General features: G+C 68.8%; 15 protein-coding genes and 1 pseudogene. All 16 read left to right on the top strand.

All coding sequences use genetic code 11. The features are described from left to right. The first annotated feature begins 2 nt into the window (after positions 1-2). A complete protein-coding gene (gene rpsK / locus WEB06_07800; GenBank protein MEX2555518.1) occupies positions 3-389 on the top strand; it encodes a 30S ribosomal protein S11 in 387 nt (128 codons plus the stop codon). Next, on the top strand, positions 390-1,016 hold the full coding sequence (rpsD, locus tag WEB06_07795) for a 30S ribosomal protein S4 (protein MEX2555517.1): 627 nt from the start codon (positions 390-392) through the stop codon (positions 1,014-1,016). A 22-nt stretch (positions 1,017-1,038) separates the two neighbouring features. Continuing rightward, on the top strand, positions 1,039-1,977 hold the full coding sequence (locus WEB06_07790) for a DNA-directed RNA polymerase subunit alpha (protein ID MEX2555516.1): 939 nt from the start codon (positions 1,039-1,041) through the stop codon (positions 1,975-1,977). A gap of 26 nt (positions 1,978-2,003) precedes the next feature. Continuing rightward, positions 2,004-2,351 (top strand): annotated as a pseudogene (gene rplQ / locus WEB06_07785) (50S ribosomal protein L17). Between the two features lie 17 nt (positions 2,352-2,368). Continuing rightward, positions 2,369-3,160 (top strand): tRNA pseudouridine(38-40) synthase TruA, encoded by a 792-nt coding sequence (gene truA, locus WEB06_07780; protein ID MEX2555515.1) that lies wholly within the window; start codon positions 2,369-2,371, stop codon positions 3,158-3,160. 16 nt (positions 3,161-3,176) lie between these two features. Continuing rightward, positions 3,177-3,629, top strand: coding sequence for a 50S ribosomal protein L13 (gene rplM, locus WEB06_07775; protein MEX2555514.1), 453 nt, complete (start codon positions 3,177-3,179; stop codon positions 3,627-3,629). A gap of 2 nt (positions 3,630-3,631) precedes the next feature. After that, positions 3,632-4,030: a 30S ribosomal protein S9 gene (gene rpsI, locus WEB06_07770; GenBank protein ID MEX2555513.1), complete on the top strand. Its 399-nt coding sequence runs from the start codon at positions 3,632-3,634 to the stop codon at positions 4,028-4,030. Positions 4,031-4,068: 38 nt separating this feature from the next. Next, entirely contained in the window at positions 4,069-5,394 is a 1,326-nt protein-coding gene (gene glmM, locus WEB06_07765; protein ID MEX2555512.1) for a phosphoglucosamine mutase, read from the top strand. Between the two features lie 145 nt (positions 5,395-5,539). Beyond that, entirely contained in the window at positions 5,540-7,360 is a 1,821-nt protein-coding gene (glmS, locus tag WEB06_07760) for a glutamine--fructose-6-phosphate transaminase (isomerizing) (protein MEX2555511.1), read from the top strand. Between the two features lie 2 nt (positions 7,361-7,362). Beyond that, complete coding sequence (locus tag WEB06_07755) at positions 7,363-8,895, top strand: NAD(P)H-hydrate dehydratase (GenBank protein ID MEX2555510.1); 1,533 nt, start codon at positions 7,363-7,365, stop codon at positions 8,893-8,895. Next, positions 8,892-10,004, top strand: coding sequence for an alanine racemase (gene alr / locus WEB06_07750; GenBank protein ID MEX2555509.1), 1,113 nt, complete (start codon positions 8,892-8,894; stop codon positions 10,002-10,004). The genes WEB06_07755 and alr overlap by 4 nt, the downstream gene beginning before the upstream one ends. 6 nt (positions 10,005-10,010) lie before the next feature. Further along, positions 10,011-11,054 (top strand): alpha/beta hydrolase, encoded by a 1,044-nt coding sequence (locus WEB06_07745; protein ID MEX2555508.1) that lies wholly within the window; start codon positions 10,011-10,013, stop codon positions 11,052-11,054. A gap of 51 nt (positions 11,055-11,105) precedes the next feature. Next, positions 11,106-11,720 (top strand): uracil-DNA glycosylase, encoded by a 615-nt coding sequence (locus tag WEB06_07740; GenBank protein MEX2555507.1) that lies wholly within the window; start codon positions 11,106-11,108, stop codon positions 11,718-11,720. Between the two features lie 6 nt (positions 11,721-11,726). Continuing rightward, on the top strand, positions 11,727-12,239 hold the full coding sequence (gene tsaE / locus WEB06_07735; protein MEX2555506.1) for a tRNA (adenosine(37)-N6)-threonylcarbamoyltransferase complex ATPase subunit type 1 TsaE: 513 nt from the start codon (positions 11,727-11,729) through the stop codon (positions 12,237-12,239). Further along, positions 12,200-13,012, top strand: a complete 813-nt coding sequence (tsaB, locus tag WEB06_07730; GenBank protein ID MEX2555505.1) for a tRNA (adenosine(37)-N6)-threonylcarbamoyltransferase complex dimerization subunit type 1 TsaB — start codon at positions 12,200-12,202, stop codon at positions 13,010-13,012. The genes tsaE and tsaB overlap by 40 nt, the downstream gene beginning before the upstream one ends. Next, a partial coding sequence (locus WEB06_07725) for a ribosomal-protein-alanine N-acetyltransferase (GenBank protein ID MEX2555504.1) occupies positions 13,012-13,266 on the top strand: 255 nt, incomplete at its 3' end. The genes tsaB and WEB06_07725, both read left to right, overlap by 1 nt.

Genomic DNA, 13,266 nt, shown 5'->3' with positions numbered 1-13,266 from the left:
GAGTGGCGAAGCCCAAGAAGCCGAAGCGCAGGGAGAAGAAGAACATCCCCAGCGCGCACGCGCACATCCAGTCCACGTTCAACAACACGATCGTCACGATAACCGACCCGGTGGGGAACACGATCTCGTGGGCCTCGAGCGGCAACGTGGGCTTCAAAGGGTCGCGCAAGTCGACTCCGTTCGCTGCGCAGCTCGCCGCGGAAGCAGCCGCGAAGCGCGCGATGGAGCACGGCGTGAAGCGCGTGGACGTGTTCGTGAAGGGCCCCGGCTCGGGGCGTGAGACGGCGATCCGCTCGCTCGCCGCAGCCGGGCTCGAGATAAACCAGATCGCGGACGTGACGCCGGTGCCGCACAACGGCTGCAGGCCTCCGCGCCGGAGGAGGGTGTAAGTGGCGCGCTACACGGACGCGGACTGCAAGCTTTGCCGCCGCGAGAAGATCAAGCTGTTCCTCAAGGGCACCAAATGCGAGACGCCGAAGTGCCCGATCGAGAAGCGCCCGTTCCCGCCGGGCGAGCACGGCCGTTCGCGGACGAAGGAAACCGAGTACCTCATGCAGCTGCGCGAGAAGCAGAAGGCGCGTCGCATCTACGGGGTGCTCGAGCGGCAGTTCCGTAACTACTACGGCGAGGCCGCGAAGATGAAGGGCGTCACCGGCGAGAATCTGCTCAGGCTTCTGGAGACGCGCCTCGACAACGTGGTCTTCCGCGCCGGCTTCGCGCTTTCGCGAGACCAGGCGCGCCAGATCGTGCGTCATGGCCACGTCGAGGTGAACGGCAAGCGTCTTTCGATCCCGTCGGCGCACGTCCGCGTCGGCGACACCATCCAAGTGGCCGAGAAGAGCCGCCGCTTGCAACCCGTGCTGCACTCGATCGCCGTGAACGAGAACCGGTCGCCGGCCTCGTGGCTGGAAGTGGACCGCGACACCGTCAAGGCGACCGTCCGATCGCTTCCGAACCGCGCCGACGTCGACATCCCGGTGCAGGAATCGGCGATCGTCGAGCTCTACTCGAAGTAAGACCGTAAAGGAGGCTCCACCCTTGCTTATCGTCCAAAGGCCCCAGATCATCGAGGAAACGACCTCGAGCGAGAACCGGACCAAGTTCATCATCGAGCCGCTCGAGCCGGGCTTCGGCTACACGCTCGGAAACTCGTTGCGCCGAACCCTGCTGTCCTCGATCCCCGGCGCTGCCGTCACGCAGATCCGGATCGAGTCGGTGCTCCACGAGTTCTCGACGATCCAGGGCGTGAAAGAGGACGTCACCGACGTCATCCTCAACCTCAAAGAGCTCGTCCTTCGCAGCGACTCCGACGAGCCGGTCGCGATCCACCTGCGAGTGCAAGGCCCGAAGGACGTCGTGGCCGGGGACATCACCGTCCCGACCGGCGTCGAGGTGCTGAACACCGACCAGCACATCGCGACGATCAACAAGAAGAGCCGCCTCGACATCGAGATGGTCGTCGAGCGCGGTCGCGGGTACGTCTCGGCCGAGCGGAACAAGAAGGGCCGCGACACGATCGGCGTTGTCCCCATCGACTCGATCTTCTCGCCGGTGCGCCGGGTTTCCTACGCGGTCGAGGCGACGCGTGTCGAGCAGATGACGAACTACGACAAGCTCATCCTCGACATCGAGACCAACGGCGCGATCACGCCGAAGGAGGCCTTCGCGGCCGCAGGTCGCACCCTCGTCGAGCTGCTCGGTCTCGTCGCGCAGCAGTCGGAGGATGCGCAGGCGCTGACGCTCGGTCCGGCACCGGACGACATGGCGCAAGCGTCGACGCTGGCGCTGCCGATCGAGGAGCTGGACTTCTCGGTTCGCTCGTACAACTGCTTGAAGCGCGAGGGCGTCGGCACCGTCGGCGATCTGGTGCAGCGCACCGAGCAGGACCTGCTCGACATCCGCAACTTCGGCCAGAAGTCGATCGACGAGGTGAAGGCCAAGCTCGCGGAGATGGGCATGAGCCTCCGCGAGAGCTAGGCCGTCCAGGAGGAGCCGAGAAGACCATGCCGAAGCCGAGGAAAGGCGCGCGTCTGGGCTCCGGCCCGGCGCATCAGAAGCTGTTGCTGTCCGGCCTGACCGAGGCGCTGATCCGCGAAGGCAAGATCAAGACGACCGAGGCTCGCGCTAAGGCGCTTCGTCCGCTGGCCGAGCGCATGGTGACCTTCGCGAAGCGCGGGGACCTGGCGGCCCGGCGCATCGTGCTCAAAACGGTCCGCGACCGCGAGCTCGTGCACAAGCTGTTTGCCGAGATCGCGCCGCAGTTCGCCGATCGCAACGGCGGCTACACGCGGATCGTGAAGCTCGGCCCGCGTAAGGGCGACGCCGCGCCGATGGCTCTGATCTCCTTCGTCGGCGAAGCCGAAGAGGAATAGCCGCGAAGATCGCGCTCCTGGTCGCCTACGACGGTACCGACCTCCACGGCTTCGCGCGCCAGCCGACACGGCGCACGGTTCAGGGCCTGCTCGAAGGATCCTTGTCCCAGCTGTTGCGCGTCTCCATCCGCACGACCGGTGCGGGGCGCACGGACGCGGGGGTACATGCCGCCGGGCAGGTTGTCTCGTTCGAAGCTCCCGACGGAACCGATCCCGAGTGGGTGGCGTCGCGGCTGAACAGGCGGCTGGGGCCCGAAGTGTCGATCCGCGGGGCCGCCGCGGTTTCCGCTTCTTTCGATGCGCGGTTCAGCGCGAAGCGGCGCGAGTACGAGTACCACCTGTACCGCTCGACGCCCCCAGACCCATTCTTGGATCGCTTCGCCGTGCACGTCCCCGGGCCGCTCGACCTAAAGGCGATGCGTGTAGCCGCGAAGGCGTTCATCGGCGAGCACGACTTCTCGTCGTTCTGCCGTCGCGGCGAGGGCTCGTTGGTGCGCCGGGTGCGGGCGATCACCATGTCCGCGCCCGCGCCGGAGCGCCTGGTGATCCGGGTGATCGCCGACTCCTTCTGCCACCAGATGGTGCGATCGCTCGTTGGGCTGCTGCTCGACGTCGGCCGGGGCAAACGGCCCGCGTCGGACGCTCGGAGAGCTCTCGCAGCGCGCGATCGAGCGGCCGCCGGGCCGGTCGCGCCCGCGAAGGGGCTCATCCTTCGATCCGTGGCCTATGCCCGCTCACCGTTCGGGTTGACCCCACCCCCCGGCGCCGGTAGCATTCAGGGCCGCTGACCAGGGGTTTTTCTCTGTGAAGACCTTCTCTCCTAAACCAATTGATATCAAGCGCGCCTGGTGGGTCGTCGATGCGGACGGCCAGGTGCTCGGCCGCCTCGCGGCCGAGATCGCCCATGTGCTGCGCGGCAAGCACAAGCCGATCTTCGCCCCGCATGCGGATACCGGCGACTACGTGATCGTGATCAACGCGAAGTCCGTGAAGCTGACCGGAAACAAGGCGGAGCAGAAGATGTACGTGCGGCACTCAGGTTACCCGGGCGGCATCACGCAGATCCCCTACACCAAGCTGCTCGCAACACGCCCCTCGTTCGCGGTCGAAAAGGCCGTACGGGGGATGCTCCCGCACAACCGGCTCGGGCGCGCGATGTTCCGCAAGCTCAAGGTCTACGACGGGCCCGAGCACCCGCACGGCTCGCAGGATCCACAGCCGCGGGCGATGCTCAACGGCCAACGGAAGGGAGCCTAGGCGTGGCGACACTCGGCGAGACCGTCCGCGCGACGGGACGGCGCAAGGAAGCCGTCGCGCGCGTCCGTCTGATCCCCGGAACCGGCCAGTTCAAGCTCAACGGTCGCACACTCGAGGACTACTTCCCGCGCCCGGTGCTCCGCATGATCGTGGTCGAGCCGCTGAAGCTCACGAACACGATCGACGCCTACGACATCTGGGCGCGCATCGAGGGCGGCGGCATGAGCGGCCAGGCCGGCGCACTCCGTCACGGCATCGCCCGCGCGCTGGTCGAAGCCGACCCGACCCTGCGCCCCGAGCTGAAGCGCAGGGGCATGATGACGCGGGACGCGCGAGCCAAGGAGCGCCGCAAGTACGGCCTCAAGAAGGCTCGCAAGGCGCCGCAGTTCTCCAAGCGCTAGCCGCGGCATCCGAGACGCCACTCCGAAACGGAGCCGGTATGGGCAGACTCTTCGGCACCGACGGGGTACGTGGCCGTTTCGGCGATGACCTCACCGTCGAGCTCGCAACCGATCTCGGTCACGCGGCCGCCGTCGTGCTCGGGCGCGGCCATCCGCGACCCAAGGTGTTGATCGGACGCGACACGCGCGCGTCCGGCCCCGCTCTCGAGGAAGCGCTCATCGCCGGCATCGCGCGCGCCGGCGGTGAGGGGCTTCGCGCCGGGGTCATCCCGACCGCCGGCGTCGCTTATCTCACCGGCGCCTACGGATGTCAAGCCGGTGCGGTCATCAGTGCCTCGCACAACGCCGCCGACGACAACGGGATCAAGTTCTTCGGCTTCGACGGGATGAAGCTCCCCGACGCGATCGAGGATCAGATCGAGTCGGTGATCGAGCGTGGGGATGGGGAAGCGGTCGCTCCCGGCTCCGGCGCGGACGCGGCCGACGCCGAAGAGCGGTATCTCGACTTCCTGCTCGAGGGCGCGCCCGACCTGAAAGGGATGCGCGTCGTCGTCGACTGCGCGAACGGCGCCGCGTTCCACGTGGCTCCTGAGGCGTATCGCCGCGCCGGCGCCGACGTCTCCGCGATCTTCGCCTTGCCCGACGGCCGCAACATCAACGACGGTTGCGGCTCGACGCACCCAGAGTTCCTGCAGCGGACGGTCGTCGAGAGCGGCGCACAGGTCGGCATAGCGCACGACGGCGATGCCGACCGGCTGGTCGCGGTGGACGAGCGGGGAGAGTTGGTGGACGGCGACCAGATCCTCGCGGCGTGCGCGCTGGACGCGAAAGCGCAGGGAACGCTGCCGGGCGACGCCGTGGTGTCGACCGTCATGGCCAACCTCGGCTTCCGCCGCGCTATGTCGGAGGCGGGGATCGAGGTGGTCGAGACGGCGGTCGGGGATCGCTACGTACTCGAGGCCATGATCGAACGGAGCATCATCATCGGCGGAGAGCAGTCCGGCCACTTGATCTTCCTCGACAAGCATTCGACCGGAGATGGGATCCTGACCGCGCTACGCCTGCTCGGCCTGATGGCGTCGAGCGGCAAGCCGTTGTCGGCCCTCGCCGCGCTGGCGCCGCGTGCGCCGCAGATACTGATGAACGTGCGTGACGTCGCGAAGGAGCGGCTCGAGCACGCCGACGCGGTGTGGGACGAGGTTCTTCGCGTCGAGAACGAGCTCGGCTTGGACGGGCGGGTGCTGGTCCGGCCCTCAGGGACCGAGGCGGTGGTCCGCGTGATGGTCGAGGCGACCACGGAGCACGCCGCGCGCTCCGCCGCGGAGCGGATCGCGAAAACCGTGCGCGAGACGCTCGGCCGCTGAAGCGCCGACCAAGGGCGTCCGAGCGTGTCAGACAATGTGACGACACATTTGACGAGCCTTGTCTGACGCCGCTGGGAGGTAGGCATCTCCGAAAGCTAGTGCTGAACGAGGCCCCATGGCCGGGCCGGTACACTGGGCGGACACCATGTGCGGCATCGTTGGTTACGTCGGCAGCGAGCAGGCGCTTCCCATCCTGATGGACGGGCTGTCGCGGCTCGAGTACCGGGGCTACGACTCGGCCGGGGTCGCGATCGTCGACGGCGAGATCGACGTGGTCCGCAAGGCCGGCAAGCTCGAGATCCTCGAGAAGGAGCTGGCGCTCCGCGACGTCGCCGGCTCGACCGGCATCGGCCACACCCGCTGGGCCACACACGGCGGACCGAACGACTCGAACGCCCACCCGCACCGCGACTGCACCGGCCGTATCGCGCTGATCCACAACGGCATCATCGAGAACTTCCTGGAGCTGCGTGAGGAGCTCGAGCGCGAGGGTCACGTACTCCAGTCGGAGACCGACACCGAGGCGATCGCCCACCTGATCGAGGCGGCCTACGACGGCGACCTCGTCGCGGCGTTCCGCTCGGCGCTGAAGCGGCTCGACGGCGCGTTCTCGCTCGCCGTCGTCTCGGCCGACCATCCCGGCGTCGTCGTGGCGGCGAAACGCACCTCGCCGCTGCTCGTCGGCAAGGCGGACCACGGCACGATGCTCGCGAGCGACCCGCCGGCGCTGCTGCCGTACACCCGCGACATGGTGCACATCCACGACGACCAGGTCGTCGTGATCACGGCCGACGGCTACACGATCACGACGCTCGACGGCGAGCCGGCCGAGGGCGAAGCGGTCCACGTCGACTGGGACCTCCAGGCCGCCGAGAAGGCCGGCTTCGACCACTTCATGCTCAAGGAGATCTACGAGCAGCCCGACGCCGTCGCCGACACGCTTCGCGGGCGCACCATCAGCGGACGGCTCCATCTCGACGAGCTGCGCATGGACGAGGCCGACATCCGCGAGGTAGACAAGGTCTTCGTCGTCGCGTGCGGCTCCTCATACCACGCGGCGATGGTCGCCAAGTATGCGATCGAGCACTGGACCCGTATCCCGTGTGAGATCGAGCTTTCGAGCGAGTTCCGCTACCGAGATCCCGTGCTGGATCGCGACACGCTCGTGATCGCGGTGTCGCAGTCGGGCGAGACGATCGACTCGCTCGAGGCCGTCCGCCACGCGAAGGACCAGCACGCGAAGCTGATGAGCGTCGTGAACGTGGTCGGGTCGTCGATCGCGCGCGCCTCCGACGCGGTCCTGTACACGCACGCCGGGCCCGAGATCGCCGTCGCCTCGACGAAGGCTTTCGAGACGCAGATGGTCGCGCTCAAGCTCATGGCGCTGTATCTGGCGCAGGTTCGCGCGACGTTGTACCCGGGAGAGATCGCGGATCTGGTTCGCGAGATGGGACGGCTGCCCGAGCTGCTCGAGCGCACCCTCGCGCTTCGCGAGCCGGTGCGCGCGATCGCACGCGAGATCGTCGACGCGCGCGATGTGCTGTTCCTCGGCCGCCACGTCGGCTACCCGATCGCCCTCGAAGGCGCTTTGAAGCTCAAAGAGATCTCGTATCTGCACGCCGAGGGGTACGCGGCCGGCGAGCTCAAGCACGGGCCCATCGCGCTGGTCGAGCCGGGCGTGCCGGTCGTAGCGGTCGCGACCCAGTCGCACGTGTACCAGAAGGTGCTGTCAAACATTCAGGAGGTGAAGGCGCGGGGCGCGCTCGTGATCGCTGTGGCGACCGAGGGGGACACGGAGATCGGCCGGCACGCCGATCACGTGCTCGAAGTCCCGAAGGTGCACCAGCTCTTCACCCCCGAGCTCGTGGCCGTTCCGTTGCAGATGCTCGCGTATGAGATCGCGGTCCTGCGCGGCTGCGACGTGGACCAGCCGCGGAACCTCGCCAAGAGCGTCACCGTGGAGTAGCGGTGCTCCCCGTCCTGACCGCGGAGGACGTGCGGCGCCAGGACGCCGCGTGCGAGGCGCGCGGGATATCGACCGCGACCCTGATGGGCAACGCAGGATCCGCCGTGGCGCGAGCCGCGCGCGAGCTGCTCGGCGGAACCTACGGGCGGCGCGTCGTGATCGTCTGTGGGAAGGGCAACAACGCCGGCGACGGGCTGGTGGCCGGCCGGTGGTTGACGTCCTGGGGCGCGCACGTCTCGGCGGTCATGCTGCTGGGCACCGATCTTCGAGGGGCCGCGCGCGAGGCGATGGAGGCGTTCCCCGGGCGGATCCACGGGCCCGAACGTCTCGGTCGCGAGCTGAGTCGTGCGGACCTCCTGCTCGACGCGATCTTCGGAGTCGGGCTGTCGCGGACCCCAGAGGGTGCGGCCGCTCCGGCGATCGAACATCTCGGGTCTGGTTCGGTCCCCGTCGTCGCGGTCGATCTGCCGAGCGGCGTCGACTCGGATACCGGAGCGCTCGTCGGCGGACGGGCCGTGCGCGCGGCAATGACCGTATCGCTCGGCGGCTTGAAGCCGGGTCTGCTGTTCGAGCCCGGACGTTCCGCCGCCGGCCGGGTCGAGATCGCCGACATAGGGATCCCCGACGACCTGCGGGCCGGGACGGCTTCCGCGCTTGAGGCGTCCGACGTGAGCGCGCTGCTGCCAAGACGGCGGGCGTCGTCGAACAAGCGGCGGGTGGGGACGGTGCTGCTGGTGGTCGGTTCGCGTGGGCTCCCCGGGGCGGCCGCGCTGACCGCGGGCGCCTGCGTTCACGGCGGCGCCGGGCTGACGGTGGTCGCGGCGCCCGAGTCGGTCGTTCCCACGATCATCGGCCGCGTGCCCGAGGTCACCGCGATCCCGTTGCCGGAGACGGGCGACGGAACGATCGACCCCAAGGCCATCGAGCTGCTCCGGCCGCGGCTCGGCGAGTTCCACGTCGCCGCTCTCGGTCCCGGCCTGTCCACGCACCCCGCCACCGCCGAGCTCATCCGCGCGCTCGTGAGCGAACTGGAGCTGCCTCTCGTGCTCGACGCCGACGCGCTCACGGCGTTCGCCGGCGCGTCCGAGCTCGTCGCGCGAAGCCCGGCGTCGAAGGTTCTGACCCCGCACACGCGCGAGCTTTCCCGGCTCGTGAGCCGGCCCGACGAAGAGATCGAGGCCGATCGCCTCGCGGCCGCGAGAGATGCCGCGGCCCGGCTACAAGCCGTCGTGCTCCTGAAAGGCCCGGGAACCGTCATCGCGGACCGGGAGGGCGTCTCGTTCGTCAACCCAAGCGGGGGACCTTCGCTTGCGCAAGGCGGAACCGGCGACGTGCTGACCGGGCTGACCGCCGCGCTCCTGGCGCAGGAGCTGCAGGTGGGCGAGGGGCGTGCGGATCTGCTCACTACGGCGGCCGCCGCGTGGATCCACGGCCGCGCCGGCGATCTCGCGGCCGAGCGCTTCGCGCCACATCCGGCGAACGCGTCGATGCTGATCGAGCTGCTCCCCGAGGTCTTCCACGAGGTCGCCGGGTGACGCGCCCCGCCTGGGTCGAGATCGACCTGCGCGCCGTCGGCGCCAACGTCCGCGCGATCATCGAGCATCTGACGCCGCGGACCGGCTACCTCGCGGTCGTGAAGGCGAATGCGTACGGGCACGGCGATGTGCCGGTCGCGATCGCCGCGCTGCGGGCCGGCGCGTCGTGGCTCGGCGTGATCTTGGTAGACGAGGCGATCCGGCTGCGCGAGGCGGGCATCGAGGCTCCGATCCTCCTGCTGCACGAGCCACCGCCGGACCGGGGCGACGACGTGGTCCGCCACCGTCTCACGCCCAGCGTTTTCACCGAGCAGGGGATCGCGGCGCTCGGCGAAGCCGCCGAGCGCGCGAATACTGGCGTGTCCGTGCATCTCAAGGTCGACACCGGCCTGAACCGGCTGGGGGTGCCGCACGAGCAGCTCGAGGGATTCGCCAAGGCGCTCGCGAGCGAACCGCGGCTCAATATCGAAGGCGTCTTCTCGCATTTCGCTTTCGCCGACGACCCCGGCAACCCGTTCATCGACACGCAGCTCGAGCGATTCAACGATGCGATCGAGCGGCTGGCCGCGCTGGGGATCAGCCCGCCGATCAAGCACATGGGGAACTCGGCCGCGGCGCTGACGCGGCCGGACGCCCACTTCGACCTCGTGCGGGTGGGGATCGCCACCTACGGCCTGACGCCGGCGCCGGCGCTCGCGGGGATCGTCCCGCTGAGTCCGGCGCTCACCTTGAAAGCGAAGATCGCGATGGTGAAGCACGTCGCGGCGGGGGAGGGCGTGTCGTACGGGCTCCGCTACAAGCTCGAGCGGCCCGGAACGATCGTATCGCTGCCGCTCGGATACGCCGACGGATGGGCGCGCGCGCTGTCGGGCAAGGCGGAGGTGCTCGTCGGCGGCAAGCGATACCCGACCGTCGGGACGGTGTGCATGGATTCCTTCATGGCCGACCTCGGCGCCGACACGTGCGAGGTCGGCGACGAAGCCGTGCTGATCGGCTCGCAGGGTTCGGAACGCATCGCCGCGGAAGACGTCGCCGGACGGATCGGGACGATCAACTACGAAGTCGTCACCTTGCTTACGCAGCGCCTCGACCGCGTATTCCTAGACTAGGCATCCATGGATCCGAAGAAGCGTCGCCGCGGTCTGCTGCTGGGCGCGCTCGCCGCCGGTGCGGCCGTGGGCCTCACGGCGGAGCGGTATCTCGTCGGACGCGATCGCAAGCGCCCCGACCCCGAGGCCAAAGAGCCGTTCGGCGATTTGCGAGGCGAATCGATCGGTCCGTTGCCCTCATTCGACGGGACGCGGCTGCACGTCGAGCAGGCCGGGCCCGCCGGAGGCCCGACGGTCGTGCTCGTCCACGGCTTCTCGCTGAACCTCACGACGTGGCACTACCAGATCCGCGACCTGCCTCCGGCGCACCGCGTGCTGATGTACGACGCGCGCGGCCACGGCCGGTCGGAGAAGGCGCGGGAGGGCGATTGGTCGCTCGAGGCGCTGGCACGCGATCTCGAACACGTGATCCGCTCGCACGGTGGAAGCCATCCCGTCGCGCTGGTGGGCCACAGCATGGGCGGCATGACGGTCCTCAAGTTCGCAGAGCTGTTCCCCGAGCAGATCGGCGCGCGCGTCGGCGCGATCGTGCTCGTCAACACGACCGCCGCCGATGTGATGGGCGGGATGCTGCCGGGGGCCGCCCGGCGGCTGAGCGCAGCGATAAATATGGTGCAGGAAGGTGCCGTTCGGGCACTGGCCTCCAACGCCGGACGGGTCGACCGGCTCCGCGGCCGCTCGCGGGACCTCGCCTACCTGGCGGTTCGGGCGATGGGGCTGGGGCCGAAGGCGATGCCCTCGTTGGTGGAGTTCGTCGACTCGATGCTCGCCGAGACGCCGACCGAAGTCTGGGCGAGCCTGCTGCCCACCCTGCTCGGGTTGGACGTCACCAAGGTGCTCGACGTGATCGACGTCCCGACGCTGGTCGTGTCGGGCTCGCACGACCGTCTGTGCCCGCCGGGCGGGGCCCAGCGGATGGCCAAAGCGATCAAAGGCGCCGAGCTCGCCGTCATCCGGGACGCGGGGCACATGTCGATGCTGGAGCGCCCGCAATCGTTCAACGCGCGGCTGCGCGGCTTCCTCAGCAGGGTGCCGGCGGTGGCCGGTTAGACCTTTGGGGGTCGCGCGGACGCCGCGTAGAATCAGCGCCCGGGGCTATCGGTGACTCGGACGCTCGAAGAGGTCAAGCAAGAGGCGCTCACCTGCACCAAATGCCGGCTCGCCGCCGGCCGGACGCAGGTCGTGTTCGGCGTCGGTCACCCCACCGCCAACCTCATGTTCATCGGCGAGGCGCCCGGCTTCCACGAGGACAAGCAGGGGGAGCCGTTCGTGGGCGCGGCCGGGCAGCTCCTCACGAAGCTCCTCAGTGACATCGGACTTCGTCGCGAAGACGTGTACATCTGCAACACCTTAAAATGCCGGCCACCCGGCAACCGCGACCCGATGCCGGATGAGATCGAGTCGTGCAAACCGTGGCTCAAGGAGCAGATCGATCTCATCGATCCGAGGGTGATCGCGACGCTCGGAAACTTCGCGACCCAGTTGTTGCTCGGCCGCAAGGTCGGCATCACGAAGGTGCGCGGGCAGCGCTTCGACTGGCGAGGACGCGTGCTGATCCCGACGTTCCACCCGGCGGCTATCCTGCGCGGCGGTGCGGCAGGGCTTCAGATGCAGCAGGTTGAGCAGGACTTCCTGCTGATCCGCAAGATCCTCGACGAGACGCCGGAAGAGGCGATCGAGGACCCCGGCGAGCAGCTCGGTCTCTTCTCCCAATGAGGACCCGTGGGCAGACGCATCCGCTGTCGCACGAACACTCCTGACGAGACGAAGGCCGTCGCCGCGGCCGTCGCGCCGGTGATGCTGCCCGGGGACGTCGTCGCGCTCTCCGGAGACCTCGGCGCGGGCAAGACCTGCTTCGTCCAAGGCGCCGCCGCCGCGCTCGGCGTGACCGACCGGGTCACCAGTCCCTCGTTCGTCCTTGTCAAGGAGTACCAGGGGACGTTCCCGATCTTGCACCTCGACGTCTATCGGCTGAGCAACCTCCAGGAGCTCACCGACCTCGGCTACGAGGAGTTCCTCGACCCGCGCTGGGTCGTGTTCATCGAGTGGGGCGACGCGGTCGGGGCGCTCCTGCCGCCGTCCCTGCTCGAGGTCGACATCCGCCGGGGCTCGGGCGAGGAGCGGCTGATCGTCTTCCACGGGCGCGGCCCGGCATGGGAGCGACGCCTCCGCGAGCTCGAGCATGTGCTGGCCGCATGGGACTCCGGCAACGGCAAGGCGGGGGAGAGCGCCTGATGCTCGTGCTCGGGATCGAAACGTCGACCGCGGTGTCGTCGGCGGCCATCGGCAGCGAGCAAGGCACCGTCGCCAGTGCGCTGCTCGGACGTGGCAAGGGCCACGAGCAGTTCCTCGTTCCCGCGATCCGCTTCATCCTCGACGAGGCGGAGATCCCGATGCGCCAGCTCGCCGGGATCGCGGTCGGCGTCGGGCCGGGACTGTTCACCGGCATGCGCGTCGGGGTCACGACGGCGAAGACCATGGCGCAGGCGTTGCGTATCCCGATCGTCGGCATCCCGTCGCTGGACCTGCTGGCGTACTCGGTGCGCTACACCCCGCGGCTCATCTGCGCGTGCGTCGACGCCCGGCGCGGTGAGGTCTTCAGCGCCTTCTACCGCCAGGTTCCCGGAGGGGTGCAGCGGCTCACCGAGTACGTGGCCTGGCCGCCCGGGAGGCTCGCCGGCGAGGTTCAAGCCCGCGGCGAGGAGGTCTTGTTCGTCGGCAGCGGAGCGCTGGTCTATCGCGACAAGCTGAACGCGGCCCGCGCCGAGTTCGCCTCGCAATCCCAGGCGTTCCCTACGGCGGCGGCGTTGGTCGAGCTCGCCATACCGCGATTCATCCGCGAGGACACCGACCCGTTGCTCGAGTTGGAACCACTCTATGTACGCAAGACGGACGCGGAGATCGCCTGGGATCGGCAGGGGGTTGTGATCAAGCGGCCCGATCGGGTGAAGATAGCGAAGAGGAAGACCGACGAGGGTCCCCCCGTGGAGACCGGGAGCGAGAACTGATGGCGCGAGCACCGGCCGAACCGCCCCCCTACCCGTCTCCGATCGTGCTGTCGCCGATGCGGCGCCGGCACGTCCGGGACGTGCTCGGGATCGAGCGATCGGTGTACCCGCGGCCGTGGAGCGCGGCGCTGTTCTTCTCGGAGCTGGCGCAGCGGACATCGCGTCACTATCTGGTCGCGTACTCGGGGAAGACGCTGGTCGGATACGGCGGACTGATGTGTCACCTCGACGAGGGACACATCACGACGCTCGCC

The sequence above is a fragment of the Actinomycetota bacterium genome, assembly GCA_040905475.1.
GTDB lineage: Bacteria > Actinomycetota > AC-67 > AC-67 > AC-67 > DATFGK01.
Note: the sequence above shows the minus strand (reverse complement) of the source record. Positions and strands in the feature narration are given on the sequence as shown.